Here is a 21,372-nt window from a genome sequence, read left to right as displayed (position 1 = left end):
AGTTCCTTCTGCTGTTACTTTTTCAGAAGAACTTTCTGCTTCACTACTAGGGGCTTCTTGTGCCCCGGCCGGACCGTCTGTCCTGCCTGCTTCCCGTTGATTGGGAGTGCAAAAGTAGTATATGCACTACCTATATTGCAAGTGTTTTAGCAGATATTTTTTCAGCTTTTACTAAGTGCCTCATAAGGAGGGTAAAGCGGCTGATGGGTTTGCTTCCGTATCGGAGCCTTAGAAAGAACAACGGTAGATGCTCCCGGAGTTCCTATGCTCGGGAAGTTTTATAGGACTTTCTTATTGTTAAAAGAAAGGGCCCCGATTTAGTAGCGGGACCAGAAGTATAACAGCAGTTACTCTTCGTGAAGTTCCTTAATACAGTATGACTTTCTAGATGATTCTTCCTGTAAAGGAACAGCTACTTTGGAACGGCCCGGCTCTATCTGTGCGACCTCATATATAACACCACGTGGTGTTTCCGAAGTTCCTACAAAAGCAGGGATGGAGGTAGGCTCTTTATTACATATATATAGGATAACAGGAAGACAACTTAAAAAGCCTCGCCGATGGTAGCATATAAGTTGCCATGACCGTAGGGAGACATACCGTAGTCGATGCGGATATTGAGGTGGTTCTTTTTCTGAGCGGTCAGGCGCAGGCCTACTCCGTAGGTGTACTTGGGCTTGTTGAGTCGTACAAGATCTTTTTCGTTACCCATGAATCCTACGGCTCCAAAACCTACCAGTCCTATAAACCGCCACACCTCCCAGCGCGCTTCAGCCTGCCCGATCAGGGCATTCTTGTCCCGGAAGAAGCCTTCGTAGACGCCCCGCATTTTCTTCTGCCCTCCCAGGAATGACAACTGGCTGAATGGAATGTTGTCTCCGACGGTGGCGCTTGCCACATAATTAGTAGCCAGTACCACCTTTTTGTGGAGAGACTGGTAGTGGGCCAGGTCTACGTAGAAGCGGGTAAAGTTGCGGTCGGCGCCAAATACACGGGATGTGGGTAATATATAGGCCTCAGCAAAAATACCCCGGCGCGGATAGAACACAATGTCCCGCGTATCCCGAAGTACGGATACGCCAAGGCCGGAGGTACGGCTGAAATCGCTCCCTTCGATCCGACCGGAAGCCAGTTCACCACCAGGTCGGGTACCTGTGACATTGTACCCCTCGTACTGGTACCGGAGTCCCAGGTAGGTATTGGGTGCTACTAGCCTAGCGGCCAATAGACGTATCCGGGGGTACTGTACATCAAACACCTCCTGCTCTACCCGATTCTCCCCTATGCCGTAGTAGAAGTAGTTGTACTTGTACCAGCCATTGTCCCCACTGAAGTAGTAGCGGTTGTTGTCATAGAAAATCGTAAAAGGCAGAAACACCAGGATCTGCTTCTTTTGGGTATATGTATTGCCAAGGGATAGTTGCGAAGGCTTGGCACCGATCGAATCACGGGCGAAGGAGAAGGTGGCTGCCACTACCGCTCCGGCCCCAAAACCCGTTTCGGGCAGACGAAACACCACCGGCACCGGTACGATGGTCTTGTCCCGGAGGAACTTCCGTTTTTCCGGCTGCAAGGTATCAGATACGGCACCCATAGTACAGGGGGACCAAAGCATCATTACCAGGAACCAGAAGTTTATTTTCATCAGGATACTTTTTCACAAAGCTATGCTTACAATACCTGTTGATACATCTTTTTGTTTGGGCGGGGTGAAAGCGAAAACAAAGATTATCCGGCAGCAGCAAACATTTATCCGTAAAAAATACCAAAACTCCCCCGCCTGCCCTAATTTTACCCGCTCAATTGGGTTCTTTTTACTTTCTACATCTATTTATAACTAATGGAATACCGTATAGAAAAAGACACCATGGGTGAGGTACAGGTACCGGCTCATGTGTATTGGGGCGCTCAGACGCAACGCTCGATCATGAACTTCCCGATCGCGCAGGATATTAATAAGATGCCGAAGGAGATCATCAAGGCATTTGCTTACCTGAAAAAAGCCGCCGCTATTACCAACTACGAGGCGGGCGTACTTCCCAAAGAAAAGTCAGACCTGATCGGACGCGTGTGTGATGAAATCCTGGAAGGAAAGCTGGACGAGCAGTTTCCGCTGGTAGTATGGCAGACGGGCTCCGGTACCCAGTCCAATATGAACGTGAATGAGGTAGTAGCCTACCGCGGACACGTACTGCAGGGTGGCGAACTGAGCGATAAGCAGAAGTTTCTGCACCCCAACGACGATGTCAACAAGTCACAGTCGTCCAATGACACCTACCCTACGGCTATGCACATCGCGGCGTACAAGATATTGGTAGAAGTAACCATCCCTGGTATTACCAAGCTACGCGATACACTCAAAGCCAAAGCGCAGGAATTCAAAAATGTAGTAAAGATCGGTCGTACGCACTTTATGGATGCGACACCTTTGACGCTGGGCCAGGAGTTTTCGGGCTATGTATCGCAGCTGGATCACGGTCTGCGGGCTATTAACAACTCACTGGCTCACCTGTCGGAGCTGGCGCTGGGAGGTACTGCGGTGGGTACGGGTATTAATACGCCCGAAGGCTACTCAGAAAATGTTGCCCGCCACATAGCTGACCTGACGGGTCTGCCTTTCGTAACGGCGGAGAACAAGTTTGAGGCCCTGGCTGCTCATGACGCCATCGTGGAAGCACACGGTGCGCTGAAAACCGTAGCCGTAAGCCTGATGAAGATTGGCAATGACGTACGGATGCTGTCGTCAGGACCTCGCTCGGGTATCGGTGAAATATTCATCCCCGACAACGAGCCTGGTAGCTCGATCATGCCCGGTAAAGTAAACCCTACCCAGAGCGAAGCCATGACCATGGTAGCGGCTCAGGTACTGGGTAACGACGTAGCGATTAACATTGGCGGGGCTAACGGACACTTCGAACTTAACGTGTTCAAGCCGCTGATGGCGTACAACTTCCTGCACTCGGCTCGCCTGATCGGTGATGTATGCGTGGCGTTCAACGATAAGTGTGCCGTGGGGATCGAGCCGCTGCACGACAATATCCGCAAGCACGTGAACAACTCACTGATGCTCGTAACCGCTCTGAATACCCGGATCGGCTACTACAAAGCGGCTGAGATTGCTCAGACTGCCCATAAGAACGGCTCGACCCTGAAAGAGACGGCCGTTGCGCTGGGTTACGTTACTCCCGAAGAGTTTGACGAGTGGGTGAAACCCGAAGATATGGTCGGTAAAATAGACTTGTAAGGGTAAAAGGAGGAAAGCAGGAAGGGAGGAAAGAAGGAAAGTAATATAGAGAGGAAGAAGAATAAGGAATTTTGATGCCCCAGCGGGGCCTCACCTTAGTAGCCTTCCCGGCTAGTGCAAGTTGGTAGCTCCGTAGGAGCGACACCTTATTAGACGCTCCTTAATTGTAATTTTAAAAAACTTACCCCTCACTCCTGACAAGTTTTTTGTTCAATATTAGGAATGGCCTCGCCTTTGGGCGGGGCTTTTTTACTTTTATACAATTACCTACCTTTATCTCAGCGATCCAGCCACACGATTCGCCTGTCAACACACTTAAACTATATTAGCTATGAGACCACTCCCCTACCTACTCGTAGTCCTGCTCCTACTCACTTCGTTGGTAGCAGACAGCCAGAACCTGACTGATCTGAAAGACCGGGAAATTGTATTCCGGGGCGTCAATGTCATCCCCATGGATCAGGAACGGGTACTTACTAATCAGAATGTCGTGGTCCGAAATGGTAAGATTGCAGCTATTACTCCGGCCGCGCAGACTACTTACAAGCAGGATGCTCTCGTGGTAGAGGCCCGAGGCAAGTACCTCATCCCCGGCCTAGCCGAGATGCACGCGCACGTACCGCCGGTAGACGATATGGATCCCATCAAGGAGGTACTTACGCTCTTTATTACCAATGGCGTCACTACCATACGGGGCATGCTCGGCCACCCCCGCCACCTCGACGTACGGGAGCGACTAAAGAAGGGAGAACTGCTGGGCCCGCACCTCTATAGTACTGGTCCTTCTTTCAACGGCTACTCCGTCAAGATCCCTTCCCAGGGAGCCGAGATGGTACGGGCGCAGAAGCAGGCGGGCTACGATTACCTGAAACTACACCCCGGCCTCACCCGCCAAAACTTTGAATCGGTTGCCAAAACGGCCAAGGAAGTAGGGATACCCTTTGTGGGGCACGTATCCCATGAGGTGGGCGTATGGCGGGCTATTGATGCCGGCTACTCTTCCATTGACCACCTCGACGGTTTTATCGAAGGAATGGTACCCGGTATCGAATCCATGAACGAGCAACAGATAGGTTTATTTGGGATGTACATAGCTGACAAAGCAGATCGGAGCCAGATGCCGAAACTGATGCAGGCGCTTAAGGACAAGAAAGTATGGGTAGTACCTACGCAGGCCCTCGCCGAAAGGTGGCTGTCGCCCATTGCGCCGGAGGAACTTAACAATGCGCCTGAGATGGTGTACATGAATGCCCAGACCCGCAACAACTGGGTAAAGACCAAGCAGGACCTGCAGGCAAATCCTTCCTATAATAAAGCCAAAATCAATGACTACCTCAAGCTACGCCGCGACCTGATCAAGGCTTGCCAGCAGAATGGCGTAGGTCTGCTACTCGGCTCCGACGGTCCGCAGGTATTTAATGTACCGGGCTTCTCGGTTCACCACGAACTGCAGTACCTGGTCGACTCGGGCCTTACTCCCTACCAGGCCCTCCAGACGGGTACTGTCAACGTAGCTCAGTACCTGGGCCGCTCCGACATGGGTACCATTGCGGTAGGTAAGGAAGCTGACCTGGTCCTTCTGGAAGGAAACCCCTTACAGGACATCGGCCAGACCCGCCGTATAGAGGGAGTACTTCTGGATAGCCGCTGGCTGCCGAAGGACTTCATTCAGAATGAGTTGAAAAAGCTGGCGAAGTAGAGGAATACAATAAGGAGGTTGGGAGTACTGAAGTGCAAGTAGTTTATCATGCCTGATGAGTCTGTAAGCAACACCTTTCACCTGAATGATTAATAAATCTAAAAAAATACTGACAATCAAATGAAGACAATCGGGCTCATTGGTGGGATGTCTTGGGAGAGTTCGGATTTATATTACCAGATAATCAATAGAAAGGTACAAGCTACATTAGGAGGTGTCCATTCCTGCGACTGCCTGATGTACTCGGTGGACTTTGCCGAAATTGCCGACTTACAACATCAAGGACAATGGGACTTATTATCTAAAAAAATGGTATCCGTTGCTCAAAAACTTGAACTGGCTGGCGCTGATCTGATAGTACTTTGTACAAATACGATGCATAAAGTAGCGGCCGATATTGAGGACAATATTAAGGTTCCATTCTTACATATTGTGGATGCGACAGCGGAGGAAATCCAAAAGAAATCGTACAGGAAACTTGGCTTGCTAGCGACAAAATTCTCCATGGAAGAAGACTTCCTGAAGTCGCGGTACAAAAGCAAATACAACATGGAGACTATTGTCCCTGATAAAGCAGACCGGGAGGAGGTTCATCGGATTATTTATGAAGAGTTGGTAAAGGGAATCATCAAAGCCGAGTCCAAGCAACGTTATATGGAGATCATTGACAATCTGATTCAGAAAGGAGCAGAAGCAATCATATCGGGTTGTACAGAAATAGAACTCCTGATACAACCAGGGGACATTCGAGTCGACCTATTTCAGACGACAAAGATTCACGCAGAAAAAGCGGTTGAAATTGCTCTGAGCTAAGCTAAAGTACCTTCTTCTAATAGAAGTAATATGGTGCTGCAGGTAACTGCACATAAGATGTTGTTGGGCTGGGGTAAATAGTTTAATCATTACTAATTACAAGGTTACATGATTAAAATGCGAATATTCTTTACGGGAGGATCAGGAAAAGCAGGAAAGCACGTGATCCCTTACCTGCTCAGCCAGGGACACAGAGTAGTGAATGTAGATCTGACACCTTTGAATCACCCGGGGGTAGATAATCTAGTAGCTGATATTACAGATTCGGGACAAATGTTCAACGCCATGAGTTCGTATGCTGCCTTAGATGAGCTAGAGCCAGGCAATGGCGTCCCCCAATTTGATGCGGTAGTACATTTTGCGGCCGTGCCCCGAATCCTGATCAAACCGGATAACGAAACGTTTCGCGTTAACACTATAGGTACCTATAATGTAATTGAAGCGGCGGTTAAGTTGGGTATTAAGAAGATCATTATTGCGTCGTCCGAGACTACCTACGGTATCTGTTTTTCCGACGGCCAAACCGATCCTCATGTGCTGCCTCTGGAGGAAGACTATGATGTTGATCCCATGGATAGCTATGGATTGTCGAAGGTGGTGAATGAGCAGACGGCACGCAGCTTCCAGCGGCGGTCAGGCTTTGATATATATGCCCTGCGTATCGGTAATGTGATTGAACCGCACGAATACGCTGAACTGTTCCCGCACTACTTCAAAAACCCCGAAGTACGTCGCCGGAATGCCTTCTGCTATATCGATGCGCGTGACCTGGGACAGATTGTGGATCTGTGTCTGAAAAAAGATGGTCTAGGCTTTCAAATCTTCAATGCCGGTAACGATCACAACGGGGCAGTTATCCCCAGCAAAGAACTGGCTGAACGGTTTTTCCCGGGTGTACCCATTACCCGTGAATTAGGGGAACACGAAGCTCTTTTCTCCAATCGCAAAATCCGGGAAGTGTTGGGGTTCAAGGAGCAGCATAACTGGCAGCAGTACGTGCAATTAGAAAATGGCTAGTAGGTAACTAGAATAGAAGGCTAGTATTCCAATAGATGTACTCCATCAGGAATACTAGCCTTCTCACCTCCTCCAACACCTATAAACCTCCTCTTTGGCTGGTGGCCGCAACATGACAGTACATGAAAAACTACTTAAAGGCATTCAACATACTTACCGATGAAGACATAGAACTTGCCCTGCAGCTGGGACGAACTAAAACAGTCAGGAAGAATGATTTCTTTATTCGGGAGGGGCAGGTATGTAAGGATGTAGCGTTTGTAAAGTCAGGCTTCTTCAGATCGTATTACCACAATAGCACCGGCGAAGATATTACCTACTGCTTTTCGTTTGCCGGAACGTTCATTGCAGCTTATTCTTCATTTTTAACCCAGCAGAAGTCAGTAGAGAATATCTATGCCATGACGGATGCTGAGATCTTCGTGATCCCCAGGGAGGGAATCCTCCAGCTGGAACAAACGAGCGTCAACTGGTTGCGGCTTAGCAAAATGCTGGCCGAGCAGGAGTTTATGAAAATGGAGCAACGCGTATTTATCCTGAAGGAAAACGCCGAGATCAGGTACCTGGACCTGCTACACAACCATCCTGAGTACCTCCAGCAAATCCCGCTCAACCACTTGGCTTCCTTTCTGGGCATCACCCAACGGCATCTGAGCCGGATACGGGGATTGATCCGGAATTAGACATTTGTCATTTTTTGCCAGAGCTATATTCCCCTGCTTTGCAAAAAAGACAACATGAAAAACGTATTGATCATCAACGGGCACCCCGATCCCGATAGCTATAACCACGCCCTGGCTAGTGCATATAGGGCAGGCCTCAGCAGGACAGGCGCCACCATTACGCAAATCAACATCGGCGAGCTCCATTTCAACCCCAGCTTACGATATGGGTACAGGCAAAGAACCGAACTGGAACCCGACCTGGTAGAGGCCATCGAACAGATCAAACAGGCCGATCATATGGTCTGGGTATTTCCGATGTGGTGGTACGGATACCCGGCTATCATGAAAGGCTTCATTGACCGTACTTTTCTTCCGGGTATTACTTACCAACCTGTACCCGGCAAGCCCTTCCCCCGCAAATTACTCAAAGGCAAAACCGGCCATATCATAGTCACGGCCGATGCACCCAGGTGGTATGACTACCTGTTCATGAGGAGTCCTGCTATTAATCAATTTAAAAAAGGTACGCTGGAATTCTGCGGCATCAGCCCGGTGCGGGTAACCTACATTGCCCCGATCAAAGAGTCGAGTGTACCATTTCGGGAGAAGTGGCTGGAAAAAGTACAGGCACTCGGTGAAAAAATAAAATAACAAGTACCCCGTATACCCCTCCAATAAAATATCATTACTAAAACTTATGAAACAAGTAGCCAGGGATGTGTATCACCTGCCAGTAATGCCCATGAACAGCATAAACTGTTATGTGGCAGAAGGTTTTCTGATCGATGCCGGTATCAGAAGCTCGGCCGGTAAGATCATCAATAGCATAGCCGATAAAGAGGTGTATGCTTCCCCCCCCTACTCCCCTACCCGCTTTATTTGCTGCTTGCTCAGAAATCTGGGGGTGATCTCGTGTCGGGGTACCGCTAGTATAAGAAGACTCATAATACCTAGACAGAAAGTTACCAAGACGGTAACTTTTCTTTTTATATTTGAGTTTCAAAAATCGTAACGGTGAGAGTAATAGCTAAACGAACGCTGCGGGATTTCTGGGAGAAACATGCCGATAGTGAGCAGCAGCTAAAAGCCTGGTATAATGAAGCCGAACAAGCTGATTGGAAATCTCCGAATGATATCAAGAAAGAGTATCCTTCGGCTAGTATTCTAGAAGATAACAGGATGGTCTTCAACATTAAGGGGAATAACTATAGGCTAATTGTCAAAATCAACTACAAGTACGGCATTGTATGGATTCGTTTTGTAGGTACTCATGCCGAATATGATAAAGTGGATGCTACTAAAGTTTAGGGAGAAATGAACATCAGGTTGATAAAAACAGAAGAGGATTACCAGCTAGCCCTACAAAGGCTGGAAGCCATATTTGATGCTGAACCGGGTACGCAGGAAGGGGATGAGCTAGAGGTACTTTCTTTTCTTATTGATTCCTACGAGAAAGAACACTTTCCTATTGAAGCGCCAGACCCTATCGAAGCGGTCAAATTCAGAATGGAGCAGTTGGGCATAAAGCAGAAGGACCTAGCCGAAGTACTTGGCTTTAAAAGCAGGGTGAGCGAAGTGCTGAACAGAAAAAGGAAACTAACGCTGGAAATGATTAGGAGACTCCACAAGGAACTGAATATTCCGACGAATGTACTTATTCAGGAGTACTAGCTATATTTCCCCCTACTCCCCTGCCTGCTTCATCTGCTGCTTGCGGAGCTTGCTCAGGAACTCGGGGGTAATACCCAGATAAGAGGCAATGTAGTGCTGGGGGACCCGCTGGGGGATGGTGGGGTAGCGCCGGAGGAACTCCTGATACTGGTCCAGAGCCGAGTAGGTGACTGTTTTGAAGAGGCGGCCCTGTACAACAGACAGGTGCCGCTGAATCATCAGGCGGAACATACGCTCCAGCTTAGGTACCTGCTCCAGTAGCCGCTCTTTGGACGCCCGCGATAGCAGCAGCAGCTCACAGTCTTCCAGAGTTTCAATGTACATAAAGCTGGGAGTGCCATTTTCGAAGCTGGTAATGTCACTCACCCACCAGTCCTCCACCGCAAACTCCAGCGTCAGCTCCGTACCCCGGCGGTCCAGTAGGTACTCCCGGATGCAGCCCCGGTTGACGTACGCCTCAAACTCACATACTTCGCCTGCCCTCAACAGTATCGTCTTCTTAGGTACAAGCTTATATACCAGGCTGTCCTGAACAAGCACCAGTTCCTCCGGCGTGAGCTGAATGTACCGGGCTATGTAGTTATGAATATTCTGAAACATCCTGCTGCCAATGGGGGTTCAGCTACTTACGTGTAGAAACAACTTTCGAATATAGGGGACAGCTATTTCTTGTCCTAGTTCAATGCGTGGTGGCCTCCCCTTTTCGGACTTTTGTACCGGCAGTGACCAGTGGAGTACCGGTCGACACTGCTCCTTATACAGTACCAAACCCATATTAACTCATGACGTACTTACCTTCTCCGCAACGCTACCAGGATATGACCTACCGGCGCTGTGGTAACAGTGGCTTACTGCTGCCGGCCCTGTCGCTGGGCCTCTGGCATAACTTTGGCCATATAGACAACCTCGAAAACGCCCGTGCGATGCTGCGGCTGGCCTTTGATCAGGGCATCACCCACTTCGACCTGGCCAACAACTACGGTCCGCCGCCGGGCTCAGCCGAAGAGGTATTCGGCCGGATCTACAAAGACGATTTCCAGAGGTACCGTGATGAGCTGGTGATATCTACCAAGGCGGGCTGGGCCATGTGGGAAGGTCCCTACGGCAACTGGGGATCGCGCAAGTACCTGGTGGCGAGCCTGGACCAAAGCCTGAAACGGATGGGGCTGGACTACGTAGACATCTACTACCACCACCGACCCGACCCGAACACCCCGCTGGAAGAGACCATGACGGCGCTGGACCATATTGTACGCCAGGGTAAGGCCCTGTACGTAGGCATCAGCAGCTACCGCCCGGCCGAAGCGGCTAAGGCCATAGATATACTTAAGCAGTTAGGTACACCCTGCCTCATTCACCAGCCCCGGTACTCGATGTTTGACCGCTGGGTGGAAGATGGACTGCTGGATGTACTGGAACAGAAGGGCGTAGGATGCATTCCGTTTTCGTCCCTCGAGCAGGGCCTGCTGACCAATAAGTACCTGAAGGGTATACCGGCCGACTCCCGCGCGGCAAATCCCCGCGGTAACGGTGCCATTGAGGAAGGGCAGATTACGGAAGAAAAAGTAAACAAAGCCATTAAGCTTAACGAAATAGCAGCCCGACGTGGACAAAACCTGGCGCAGATGGCCCTGTCGTGGGTGCTGAAAGATCCCAGGATTACCTCCGTCATACTCGGCGTAAGTAAGCCACAGCAGATCACCGACTCGCTACAGTGCCTGCAGAATCTGCAATTTACGGAGCAGGAATTGGCCGAAATAGAGGCCATCCTGGCCGGAAACCAGTCTGTAGGGGCAATACAGTAGACTATCGACCTCTAAGTACTTATATTTACGCCTTTATTAGGAAGCCTGATAACCACAGAAACAATGACAAAACCCATTTCAATTTACACAACAGCCGCCGCACTGATCATAAGTGCCTGTACTGCTGCCTTTGCTCAAAACGGGTCAGCCACCGCAAAGGCTGGTAACCTGCCTCCCGTTGAGACCAAAGAGGCCAACTCACCTAACAACTCGCCTGCATTCAAAGGCCAGACCCGCGTAGCCGGTATAAAAACCACAACCCCCTACGAAGGTAAGGTACTGACCGAGGAGCTGAAGCAGCCCTGGGGTATTACAAGCTTGCCGGACGGGCGCCTGATTGTGACCGAAAAGGCAGGTAATCTGCGCATCGTAACGCAGGACGGAAAAGTAAGCGAGCCGATCACGGGCCTGCCCGAAGTACACCACAAAGGACAGGGAGGTCTGCTGGGCATAACCCTGGACCCTAACTTTGGCCGGAATCGCATGGTATACTGGGTGTTCTCGGAGCCTACGGATGAGGGCAACCTGACGGCCGTAGCCAAAGGAAAACTATCGGCTGACGATAAGAAAATTGAAGGCGCCACGGTGATCTACCGCGCTACTCCCTACTATAAGGGCAACCTACACTACGGTGGTCGTATCCTGTTTGACAAGCAGGGCAACCTAATCGTGAGTACCGGTGAGCGTTCTGACCTGGCTACGCGCCCTCAGGCGCAGTCGCTGGATTCGGGCCTGGGTAAGGTTGTGCGCATTACAACCGATGGCAAGCCCGTATCCGGCAATCCATTCATGAAGCAGCAAGGTGCCCGCCCCGAGATCCTCTCGTACGGACACCGCAACGTGCAGGGGTTGGCCTTCCACCCCGTAACCGGTGACCTGTGGGAGAATGAGTTTGGTCCCCGCGGCGGTGATGAGCTCAACCGCATCGAGCCCGGCAAAAACTATGGCTGGCCTACCATCACCTACGGTATTGAGTACAGCGGCAAGACCATCGGAGAAAATAAGCAGGAGCGGGAAGGCATGGAGCAGCCCGTGTACTACTGGGATCCGTCGGTATCACCCAGCGGTATGACGTTCTACACCGGCAACCAGATACCTGAGTGGAAGAACAACCTCTTCATTGGTACCCTGAGCGGTATGCACATAGCACGACTGGTACTTGACAAAAACCGCGTGGTAGGCGAAGAGCGCCTGCTGGCTGATCAGACCCAGCGCTTCCGCGACGTGCACCAGGGCAAAGATGGTGCTCTCTACGCCGTTACTGACCAGGGAAGACTGTACCGAATCGGTAAAAAATAATAGCAGGTACTTCGTATGTCTCTACCGAACGGAGCCTCCTGAGGAGGCTCCGTTCTTGTTTAGTAGCCCCCCTGATGTACTGGATTTTATCTACCCTAAAATACCTGGCTACGAGACTCCGGGTTTGCGGTAAACTACCTACATTTATAGAGTAAACTATAAGGTGGTAGAAATGAAAGACGATGTTTATAACCTGCCGGATTCGCTCATCGGCGGCAGCAGCAGCCCGGATGCTTCCATTCATTTCTACGCTACGGCAGCCCCATCCGTTAAAAACAAGGTAGTGTTCTCGCAGAACCTGATCTGCATCCTGATCCACGGTACCAAGGAGGTGTTTACGTCAACCAGTTATAAGAAGATCAGCCACGATGAAATCTTCTTCCTGAACGCCGGGAGTGTACTGATGTCGGAAAGGGTACCAGGCAACAGCCATCTGGAAAGCATCCTCATCTTTTTCAGCAACCAGTTTCTTACCGACTTTTGTATTAGGCATAAAGTACATGCCTCCCAAAAAGCCGGTGAGCCACACGACCTGATTACTATCGGCAAAGACCCATTTCTTCACCAGTTCGAAGTATCCCTGAAGCTTATGCAACAAGAGAGCCTCGCGGAGCTACAGAAGATTAAAGTAGAAGAGCTGTTGATGTACTTACAAATCAGGTACCCAACCCCCTTTGGCTCGTTCGTCAGCCAGGCCCTCACCAGCTCGCCCGAGCAGCGGATCAGGCAGGTTATTGCCGCCAACGTAGACAAAGGACTCAGCAGTGATGAGCTTGCCTTTCTGTGTAACATGAGCGTTTCTACCTTCAAACGGCATTTTACGCATATGTTCAATACCAGCCCCAGAAAGTACCTGATCGAGCAAAGAATGCAGCGAGCCTGGCAGTTGCTGATGATGGGCAGGCGGGCATCCGAAATATATGCTGAATTGGGTTACGAAAATCTATCTTCGTTTAGTACTGAATTTAAGAAACACTTCGGCCTCTCGCCCAAAAGTTTGCTAAATAGTTAGCCCGTTGAATTTGAACCAGGAGAGAAAGCTTTTGAGCCATTAGCGTAACTACTATTTGTGAGCTTGTCCGGAACTTGCCGAAGGTACCCACACAGTACTTACAGCAGTCAGGTACTCTACCGGAGTGCCTGACAGAAAAACAGGGTCCCATTTTACAATACTCATCACTAAATTGGATAAGCCATGCCAACCAACTATCTGGACAGCGTCATCAGGCAATTTGAGTACTACAAGCTACTGGGCGAAAAGACATTCGGGCAAATTCCCGATGAGAAGCTCTTCTGGCAGTACAACGACGAAAGCAACTGCATAGCTACCATTGTCAAACACCTTTGGGGTAATATGCTTAGCCGCTGGACCGACTTCCTGACAACGGACGGAGAAAAAGAGTGGCGCGACCGGGACGCCGAGTTTGACAATGATGTCCTTTCGAGGGAGGACTTGCTCAGCAAATGGAATGAGGGCTGGAAGGTACTCCTCGACACGCTACACCGCCTTCGTGAGGAAGACCTTGACAAGACCATCTATATCCGTAACCAGGGACACACGGTTATGGAAGCCATCAACCGCCAGCTGGCCCACTACCCGTACCATATCGGGCAGATTGTATTCATCGGGAAAATGTGTGCCGAAAAGTGGGACTCCCTATCCATTCCGAAGGGTAGTTCCAAAAGCTTTAATGCCGAAAAATTTGCCAAGCCGAAACATAACGAGCATTTTACGGATGAATTTCTCAAAAAGGAAGAAAAGTAGACCTGCTGCCTATGGACTTTTCACTACCTCATTCGCTGGAAGTACTCGAACGAACGCCGGAGGTTCTGCATCGGATGCTGCACGGCATTTCGGAGGATTGGACCTCCCCTAACGAAGGCGAAGGTACCTGGAGTGTCTTTGATGTAGTCGGGCATCTGATTCACGGCGATAAAACGGACTGGCTCGTCAGGACCAGGATTATTCTATCCGATCAGAATACTAAAACGTTCGACCCCTTTGACCGATTTGCTCAGTTTGAAACCAGTAAAGGCAAAACTCTGGACCAGCTACTTCACGAGTTCAGAGAGCTCAGGCAGGTGAATATAGAAAGGCTACGGAAGCTGAACATTACCGAGGCAGATCTTGCCAAAACGGGCATCCATCCGACCTTTGGCACGGTGACGTTGCGCCAGCTCCTGGCTACCTGGGTAGTTCATGATCTTAATCATATCGCCCAGATATCCAGAATAATGGCCAAGCAGTACACAGAGGAAGTTGGTCCCTGGATTGATTTTCTCCGTATCCTAAAATCATAAAGCGCCACTACATACGCTAATATTTCATACCTATGACAGAGGAACAAGCTAACCAATTTGCCGAACACTGGATCAACTCCTGGAATAGCCATGACCTGGACGCCATTATGGAGCACTACAGCAATGAAGTAGAATTTCATTCTCCCATGATCACACTGCTCAAGGTTAACGACCAGGGGCTCATAACGAATAAAGACGACTTGAAAAGCTACTTCCGGATCGGGCTCAACGCGTTTCCTGACCTGCACTTCCGGCTGCATAATGTTTTTACGGGCGTCAATACAGTAGTACTGTACTATACGTCGGTGAATGGGCGTAAGGTCACAGAAGTATTCGAGATGGATGACGAAGGAAAAGCCCGGAGAGTGCTGTGTAACTACTCAGCTAGTCAGTCAAACTACTGATCCGCCCATAGACTAAAGAACATTGACCCTGATTCCATAGTAAAAAAGCCGGATACCTATACTTTTGTGTTATTGAATTAGTATTCAATATTCACTAACTCCATTCACTATGAAGACAAGAAAACTACTAGGCTCTATGCTGGCCGCTATGCTGTGTACTACCATGGCACAGGCTCAGCAGAGTTCACTCACCCAACTCTGGACCAGCGAATCGACCCTGCCCATACCCGAATCAGTACTGTACAGCCCTACTGATAAGGTACTGTACGTATCCCTGATTGACGGTAAGCCGTGGGATAAGGACGGCCAGGGGGGTATAGCCAAGGTAGGTCTGGACGGAAAAGTAATCAGCAACACCTGGGTGACTGGTCTGCATGCCCCCAAGGGTATGGGTATAGTGGGTAACCAGCTATACGTAGCCGACATGGACGAGGTAGTGGTCATTGATCGTAAATCGGGCAAGGTGACACAGCGTATCGCCATTGAAGGGGGTCAGCACCTCAACGACGTCTCGGCCAACAAGAAGGGTGAAGTATACGTATCGGACATGCAAACCGGCAAGATCCACCTGATCAAGGACGGTAAAGCAAGTACTTACTACGAAACATCGGCTAACCCGAATGGTGTACTGTCGGTAAACGATGGTCTGCTCATGGCGATCGGTGGGAAGTTACTGAAACTGGATGCGAAGAAAAACGTAACCACGCTGGCCGAAGGTATGGATGCCAGTACGGATGGTATCGAGGAGATCAGACCGGGCGAGTACCTGGTATCCTGCTGGTCGGGCGTGGTATATCATGTAAAGTCGGACGGCAGCAAGCATACCCTGCTGGATACCCGCCAGGACAAAACGAACTCGGCGGATATAGGCTACGATCCGGTAAAGAAGATCGTGTATGTACCTACGTTCATGAAGAATAACGTGACGGCCTATCAGCTCAAATAAGGCTTTCTGAAATACAGATTCAGGGCGCGGAGGCATAGCTTCCGCGCTTTTTTGTTACTCGCCTATCTGATTACGCTCTATAAACTCCCGGAAGGCTTTGCGGTAGGTATCGCTGATAGGCAGGTACACCGCTCCGATCTGGACCTTCTCCCGGTCGATGCTTTCGATGGCCTCCAGCGCTACAATGTAGGAGTTGTGGATCCGTATGAAGCGATCGGCGGGTAGTTGGGATTCCAGCGACTTCATCGTCTGCAGCGACACTATCTTCTTTTGAATGGTATGTATAGCTACGTAGTCCTTCAACCCTTCGATATAGGTAATCTCATCCAGGCGTACCTTCACCAACCGGGTACCATCTTTTACAAATATGAAGGATTGCTGAGGCTCCGCAGCCTTGGACAGGGCAGGTACTTCAGGCAGTGGCTGGGCTACCGTAGGCTGAGCCACATGAAGGCGCCGTGTTACCTTTTCAACGGACTTGATAAATCGCTCAAACGTAATCGGTTTCAGCAGGTAGTCGGCCACGTCCAACTCGTAGCCTTCCAGCGCGTACTCCGAGTAAGCCGTCGTAAGGATGATCAGTGGCTTTTTCTGTAGGATCTTAAGCATGGCAATGCCAGTCACTTCGGGCATCTGTATATCCGAGAACATGATATCTACGGAATTGTGGTGCAGAAAGTCCAGAGCCGACAACGCGTTCGAAAATTGATTGACCAGCTGCAGGTAGGGTATCTTCTGGATGTACTGTTCCAGCAGGCTCCGCGCCAGCGGCTCATCTTCTACTATTATACAGGTATAGGTCATAGCAGCGTCAGTTGGAGTTGTACAGCATAGCGATCTGGTTGGTTATCGACCTGGAGCGTGTAGGCACCGGGGTAGCTCAGCTCCAGCCGGCGATGTACATTCTGTAAGCCTATTCCCGACTTCTCAAGCGCCTCCTCTTCCCTTTGGGGTAGCTTGCTGTTTTCTACGGTATAGGTACACTCGTTGCCCTCCACCCTAATCCGTACGTGTACCCAGGCTTCCTCAAAAGAATTGCTTACCCCATGCTTGAAAGCATTTTCCAGAAAGGTAATAAATATAAAGGGTACAATTAGTTGATGACCGGTAGTACCTTCTACCTCAAAGCAGATCGGTATCTGGTTGTTAAGTCGTAGCTGCTCCAGACTGATGTAGTTCTTCATGTACTCAATCTCCTTATTGAGAGATACCTTAGTCTGATTAGAGTCATAGATCATGTACCGCATCATCTGCGACAACTTCTCTATGACGGTAGTAGTATTGGGCGAATTGGTGAAGGCCAGGTAGTACAGGTTATTGAGCGTATTGAACAGGAAGTGCGGGTTGATCTGGGCCTTCAGAAACCGAAGCTCGGCATTCAGTCGTTCATTCTCAATTTCTTTCTTCTTGGCCTGCAGGTCAAACCAATCCTCCACGAATTTGAGCATCCCCACAAAGATGACAATGAACAGGGTAATGAGCACGTGCTGAATAATAAACCTGTCACTGTAAAGAAACCCTCTGTAAGGGGCACCTCCGTATATAAAACGTTTCAGCCAGATATGCCCGGCTACGATCAGTACAAAGGGTAGCAGAAACTCGACGAGGAACCGGCCCACCTGCCTGTGCTCCAGAAAGCGCGGCAGAAAAATAAAATAATTGAGATAGGCTATAAAGGCCATCAACAGTACGTGCGTGGTGGCATCCCAGAAAGCCAGTACCAAATTAGGCTCACTCCCATGCCTCCCCCCTGTGATCTGGTAGAAGAAAAAAGAGAAGTACAGACACCAGAATGACAGGTGCAGGTAGAAGATTTGCTTGCGCTGTTGTATGCCTTGCATAGTAGAGTACTCAATAAACACAGGATCAAACCAATACGCAGGTACATCCTCTCGCCTCCATAATCCCGATCAGGGTCGAAAACTACAAAATTTATATGCCTGTACAGATACGTACTACCTTATTTTCGACTCTTTACCCTGTTAGGTCTATAAATGCCCCCTTTTGATCTATACTCAGGAAATAGGCCAAAAGTAGGCCGACTGTCGACTAAAAACGTCTGCTGGTCTATTATTCGAATTTATATAAAAAAAGTACTATTGATTTGTAAGGTATTATCAAAGGGAGCCATTCAACTTTACAACATCTTATTTCCATACATAACTTTTACCCATCTTTTACCCATGAAAAAACATTACTCCTTAGCCATCCTGCTACTTATGACAGGAAGTGTGGCCATGGCTCAGTTTCCGGGTGGCCCCGGAGGCCGACCTATGGGAGACGGCAACGGCCGCAGCCGCCCTGCCAATGACGCCCCTGGCTTTAATATGGAATCCAACGGTCCGCGTGGTAATTCCAAGATCAGCGGATTTGTGGTAGACTCCGCCCTGACCAAAGCCGTAGAGTACGCTACCATTGCCCTGGTAGACAAGAATACCAAAAAGCCCATCGATGGTACTGTAGCCGACGAAAAAGGTAAGTTTAGCCTCAACCGTATTGCCGAAGGAGAGTACCGCCTGGTGATCACCTTCATTGGATACAACGAAAAGCAAATCAATAACATCAAAGTAGAGAAGGGTAAGGACCTGGACCTGGGGGTAATTAAGCTCTCGGAAAACACCGTGATGCTGGATGCCGTAAACGTGACGGGCGAAAAGGCCCTGATCGAGGAAAAGGTAGACCGCCTGGTGTACAACGCCGAAAAGGACCTGACCGCCCAGGGAGGTGACGCCTCGGATGTACTCAAGAAGGTACCCATGCTGTCGGTGGACCTGGACGGTAACGTCAGTCTGCGCGGTAGTTCTAATCTACGGGTACTCATCAACAACAAGCCTTCTACCATCGTAGCCAGCAGCATTGCCGATGCTCTGAAAATGATTCCTGCCGAGCTGATCAAAACCGTGGAAGTAATCACGTCGCCCTCGGCCAAATACGATGCCGAAGGATCGGGGGGAATCATCAACATTATCACCAAAAAATCAACGCTGCAGGGCCTTACCCTCAATGTCGACACCGGTATAGGTCTGCGGGGCTCTAACCTAGGCCTGAACGGTAGCTACCGCCAGGGCAAGCTGGGCGTAACGCTGGGTGGTTTTGGACGTGCCTTTTATAACAAAGCGTTCATAACCCTGGACCAGAACACCGTACAGAATGGTACTAACGTACTTACCCGCCAGACGGCTGACGCCTACGACAATGGCCTCTTTGGCCGCTATAACCTGGGCTTCGACTACGACCTGGCCAAGAATCAGTCGCTGACGGCTGGTATCAACTTTGGTACCCGTAACTTCTCCCGCGACCAGGATTTTACAACTGACCTGTTCCGTGATAATGTACTAAGCTCTACCACCTACCGCAACGTAGACAGCCGCGATTACTCCAACACCGTTGATATCAACGTGGACTACATCCGTACGTTCAAGCCAGGACAGGAGTGGTCGGTATCTACCCTGTACAGTACCAGCAACCTGACCAACAACTTCGACGCGGATCTACTGACTGAATCGGGCAGCCTGACCAGCCGTCAGAAAAACATCAACGGCAATACCAACAGCGAGCTTACCGTACAAACCGACTACGTAAATCCAATCGGAAAAAACCAGCAGATCGAGTTTGGGGTGAAGGGTATCTTCCGCGAGGTAAACTCTGACTTCCAGTACCAGATTGCCGGCCCTACGGGCTTGTTCTCTTCGGATGCGCGCAATCCGGCAGGCTACCTGAACTACAACCAGAACATAGCAGCGGGGTACCTGTCGTACACGTTCTCGACTGCCAACAAGTATACCTTCAAGGTAGGCTCACGCTTTGAGCATACGACCATCGATGCCTTTGACCAGAGGAGTACCATCAACATACCGGCTTACTCCAACCTAGTACCCAGCCTGAACATTTCGAAGGCACTGAGTAAGAGCTCTACCATAAAGCTGGCCTATAACCGCCGGATCCAGCGCCCGGGCCTGCAGCAGTTGAACCCCAACTTCAACGCGGCCAACCCACAGAGTATCAACATCGGTAACCCTCTGCTGCGCCCCGAACTAACGGATAACGTAGAGCTGAGCCTGAGCACCAGCATCAAGAAGACCTACCTGAACATATCAGTATTCAGCCGCTCTACCAACAACGGTATTACGCGCCTAACCGTACCTTCCGACACGCTGGCGGGAGCTGTGATCACTACCTGGGAGAACATCGGTCGCGAGCAGGCTACAGGAGCCAACGTATTTGGTAACGTGTTCCTGACTCCCAAGTGGACGCTCAATGGAGGCATGGATGTCTTCTACAACTACCTCGAAGGTATGCAGCAGGATATAACGGGTACATCGGTACCTGTGAGCAACTCAGGCTTTGTGGTAGGCGGACGCCTGCAGTCACAGGTACAGCTACCGCACGGCTGGGGTATCCAGGCCTTCGGGGGGTATCGCGGCAACCGGGTGCAGCTACAGGGCTATCAGCGAGGAATGGGTATGTACTCAGTAGGTGTACGCAAAGACTTCCCCAACAAAAAGGGAAGCCTGGGACTGGCCGCCGAGAACTTCTTTGGCGGAATGCGGATGGTGACTTCGCTGAACTCTCCCCTGTTTAACCAGCGGAATGTCAACTACATCTACAATCAGAACATCAAACTGACGTTCAGTTATAAGATAGGTAAGATGAGTTTCGTGGAGAAGAAGAAAACCCGTGGCGTCCGCAACGACGACGTCAAGAGCGGTGGCGACATGAACTAAGACTTTTGTAGAGAATAGAGTGATCCTGACAGTACCTGAGTATCTGTAATCCATCTATAACCCAAATCTCAATGCCTATGAAAAAGTCGAATCTATTGCTCATGCTCCTGTTTGTAGCAGGACTCACCGCGGCCATTGCCAGGCCTACTCCGGTAAAAGTAAATACCAAGGCCAGTACCTTCAATTGGCTGGCCAAGAAAGTAACGGGTGAGCACTACGGCACCATCAACATCCAGGATGGTACCCTGCTAGTAGACAAGGGTAAGCTTACCGGAGGTGACTTCACCATTGAGATGAATACGCTGACCAACACCGACGGCAAGGATGCTCCTAACCAGCGGCTGGTGACGCACCTGAAATCAGCGGACTTCTTTGATGTAGAGAAATTTCCAACTTCAACCTTTAAGATCACCAAGGCCGTACCTAAGGGTGGAGAGAACTACGACATCACCGGCGACCTGACCATCAAAGGCGTGAAGCAGAGTGTGACTTTCCCGGCTAAGGTCAAAGTGGACGCCAAGGGCAATGTATCGGCCGAAGCCAAGTTTGATGTGGACCGCACCAAGTTTGGCCTGCAGTACCGCTCAGGCTCGTTTTTCGAAAATTTGGGGGATAAGCTGATTTATGATAATTTTACGGTGGATGTTAAAATCGTCACAGGAACAACGGCATAATATTGTATAATACAAAGATATCTAAGAGTTCTTCTATCATAGAAGATTGATTGGTTAAGTCAGAAAAGCTTATTGAATTTCGATAAGCTTTTTTTCTGGACAAATCAATT

General features: G+C 49.8%; 22 protein-coding genes. 18 read left to right on the top strand and 4 right to left on the bottom strand.

What is annotated here, in order from left to right; translation table 11 throughout:
• Positions 1-544: 544 nt before the first annotated feature.
• Positions 545-1,645 (bottom strand): BamA/TamA family outer membrane protein, encoded by a 1,101-nt coding sequence (locus JTN23_RS09105; RefSeq protein ID WP_247234094.1) that lies wholly within the window; start codon positions 1,643-1,645, stop codon positions 545-547.
• Positions 1,646-1,840: 195 nt separating this feature from the next.
• Between JTN23_RS09105 and fumC the strand changes: the two genes are divergently transcribed.
• The 9 genes from fumC to JTN23_RS09060 all read left to right on the top strand — a co-directional run bounded on the left by fumC (position 1,841) and on the right by JTN23_RS09060 (position 9,109).
• On the top strand, positions 1,841-3,244 hold the full coding sequence (gene fumC, locus JTN23_RS09100; RefSeq protein WP_247234092.1) for a class II fumarate hydratase: 1,404 nt from the start codon (positions 1,841-1,843) through the stop codon (positions 3,242-3,244).
• Positions 3,245-3,575: 331 nt separating this feature from the next.
• On the top strand, positions 3,576-4,943 hold the full coding sequence (locus JTN23_RS09095; RefSeq protein ID WP_247234090.1) for an amidohydrolase family protein: 1,368 nt from the start codon (positions 3,576-3,578) through the stop codon (positions 4,941-4,943).
• 120 nt (positions 4,944-5,063) lie between these two features.
• Positions 5,064-5,756 (top strand): aspartate/glutamate racemase family protein, encoded by a 693-nt coding sequence (locus tag JTN23_RS09090; protein ID WP_247234088.1) that lies wholly within the window; start codon positions 5,064-5,066, stop codon positions 5,754-5,756.
• Positions 5,757-5,864: 108 nt separating this feature from the next.
• Positions 5,865-6,773 (top strand): NAD-dependent epimerase/dehydratase family protein, encoded by a 909-nt coding sequence (locus JTN23_RS09085; protein ID WP_247234086.1) that lies wholly within the window; start codon positions 5,865-5,867, stop codon positions 6,771-6,773.
• Positions 6,774-6,895: 122 nt separating this feature from the next.
• A complete protein-coding gene (locus JTN23_RS09080; protein WP_247234084.1) occupies positions 6,896-7,456 on the top strand; it encodes a Crp/Fnr family transcriptional regulator in 561 nt (186 codons plus the stop codon).
• A 54-nt stretch (positions 7,457-7,510) separates the two neighbouring features.
• Entirely contained in the window at positions 7,511-8,089 is a 579-nt protein-coding gene (locus JTN23_RS09075) for an NAD(P)H-dependent oxidoreductase (protein ID WP_247234082.1), read from the top strand.
• 46 nt (positions 8,090-8,135) lie between these two features.
• Entirely contained in the window at positions 8,136-8,450 is a 315-nt protein-coding gene (locus tag JTN23_RS09070) for a hypothetical protein (RefSeq protein WP_247234080.1), read from the top strand.
• A gap of 2 nt (positions 8,451-8,452) precedes the next feature.
• Positions 8,453-8,746: a type II toxin-antitoxin system HigB family toxin gene (locus tag JTN23_RS09065; protein WP_247234078.1), complete on the top strand. Its 294-nt coding sequence runs from the start codon at positions 8,453-8,455 to the stop codon at positions 8,744-8,746.
• A gap of 6 nt (positions 8,747-8,752) precedes the next feature.
• A complete protein-coding gene (locus JTN23_RS09060; protein ID WP_247234076.1) occupies positions 8,753-9,109 on the top strand; it encodes a helix-turn-helix domain-containing protein in 357 nt (118 codons plus the stop codon).
• Between the two features lie 12 nt (positions 9,110-9,121).
• Here JTN23_RS09060 and JTN23_RS09055 read toward each other — a convergent pair whose 3' ends face one another.
• A complete protein-coding gene (locus tag JTN23_RS09055; protein WP_247234074.1) occupies positions 9,122-9,709 on the bottom strand; it encodes a Crp/Fnr family transcriptional regulator in 588 nt (195 codons plus the stop codon).
• A 182-nt stretch (positions 9,710-9,891) separates the two neighbouring features.
• Here JTN23_RS09055 and mgrA point away from each other — a divergent pair, with 182 nt between their 5' ends.
• The 7 genes from mgrA to JTN23_RS09020 all read left to right on the top strand — a co-directional run bounded on the left by mgrA (position 9,892) and on the right by JTN23_RS09020 (position 15,864).
• On the top strand, positions 9,892-10,914 hold the full coding sequence (mgrA, locus tag JTN23_RS09050; protein WP_247234072.1) for an L-glyceraldehyde 3-phosphate reductase: 1,023 nt from the start codon (positions 9,892-9,894) through the stop codon (positions 10,912-10,914).
• 63 nt (positions 10,915-10,977) lie between these two features.
• Positions 10,978-12,213 carry a PQQ-dependent sugar dehydrogenase gene (locus JTN23_RS09045; RefSeq protein ID WP_247234069.1) on the top strand — a complete coding sequence of 412 codons (1,236 nt, stop codon included), beginning with the start codon at positions 10,978-10,980 and terminating at the stop codon, positions 12,211-12,213.
• 172 nt (positions 12,214-12,385) lie between these two features.
• Positions 12,386-13,225 (top strand): helix-turn-helix domain-containing protein, encoded by an 840-nt coding sequence (locus tag JTN23_RS09040; protein WP_247234067.1) that lies wholly within the window; start codon positions 12,386-12,388, stop codon positions 13,223-13,225.
• Positions 13,226-13,408: 183 nt separating this feature from the next.
• Positions 13,409-13,978 carry a DUF1572 family protein gene (locus tag JTN23_RS09035; RefSeq protein ID WP_247234064.1) on the top strand — a complete coding sequence of 190 codons (570 nt, stop codon included), beginning with the start codon at positions 13,409-13,411 and terminating at the stop codon, positions 13,976-13,978.
• Between the two features lie 11 nt (positions 13,979-13,989).
• Positions 13,990-14,514: a DinB family protein gene (locus JTN23_RS09030; RefSeq protein WP_247234063.1), complete on the top strand. Its 525-nt coding sequence runs from the start codon at positions 13,990-13,992 to the stop codon at positions 14,512-14,514.
• Positions 14,515-14,546: 32 nt separating this feature from the next.
• Positions 14,547-14,918, top strand: coding sequence for a nuclear transport factor 2 family protein (locus JTN23_RS09025; protein WP_247234061.1), 372 nt, complete (start codon positions 14,547-14,549; stop codon positions 14,916-14,918).
• A gap of 109 nt (positions 14,919-15,027) precedes the next feature.
• Positions 15,028-15,864: an ATP/GTP-binding protein gene (locus JTN23_RS09020; protein WP_247234059.1), complete on the top strand. Its 837-nt coding sequence runs from the start codon at positions 15,028-15,030 to the stop codon at positions 15,862-15,864.
• Positions 15,865-15,918: 54 nt separating this feature from the next.
• Here JTN23_RS09020 and JTN23_RS09015 read toward each other — a convergent pair whose 3' ends face one another.
• Both JTN23_RS09015 and JTN23_RS09010 read right to left on the bottom strand, forming a co-directional pair.
• Positions 15,919-16,668, bottom strand: coding sequence for a LytR/AlgR family response regulator transcription factor (locus JTN23_RS09015; protein ID WP_247234057.1), 750 nt, complete (start codon positions 16,666-16,668; stop codon positions 15,919-15,921).
• A complete protein-coding gene (locus JTN23_RS09010; protein WP_247234055.1) occupies positions 16,665-17,705 on the bottom strand; it encodes a sensor histidine kinase in 1,041 nt (346 codons plus the stop codon). The genes JTN23_RS09015 and JTN23_RS09010 overlap by 4 nt, the downstream gene beginning before the upstream one ends.
• A gap of 342 nt (positions 17,706-18,047) precedes the next feature.
• On the opposite strand from JTN23_RS09010, the gene JTN23_RS09005 reads away from it, so the two are divergent.
• Complete coding sequence (locus tag JTN23_RS09005; protein WP_247234053.1) at positions 18,048-20,588, top strand: TonB-dependent receptor domain-containing protein; 2,541 nt, start codon at positions 18,048-18,050, stop codon at positions 20,586-20,588.
• 77 nt (positions 20,589-20,665) lie between these two features.
• Positions 20,666-21,262 (top strand): YceI family protein, encoded by a 597-nt coding sequence (locus JTN23_RS09000; protein ID WP_247234051.1) that lies wholly within the window; start codon positions 20,666-20,668, stop codon positions 21,260-21,262.
• The last annotated feature ends 110 nt before the right edge of the window (positions 21,263-21,372 follow it).

Origin of the sequence: Telluribacter roseus (genome assembly GCF_017355915.2) — a bacterium.
Taxonomy (GTDB): domain Bacteria; phylum Bacteroidota; class Bacteroidia; order Cytophagales; family Spirosomataceae; genus Telluribacter.
This window is presented reverse-complemented; position numbering and strand designations above follow the sequence as displayed.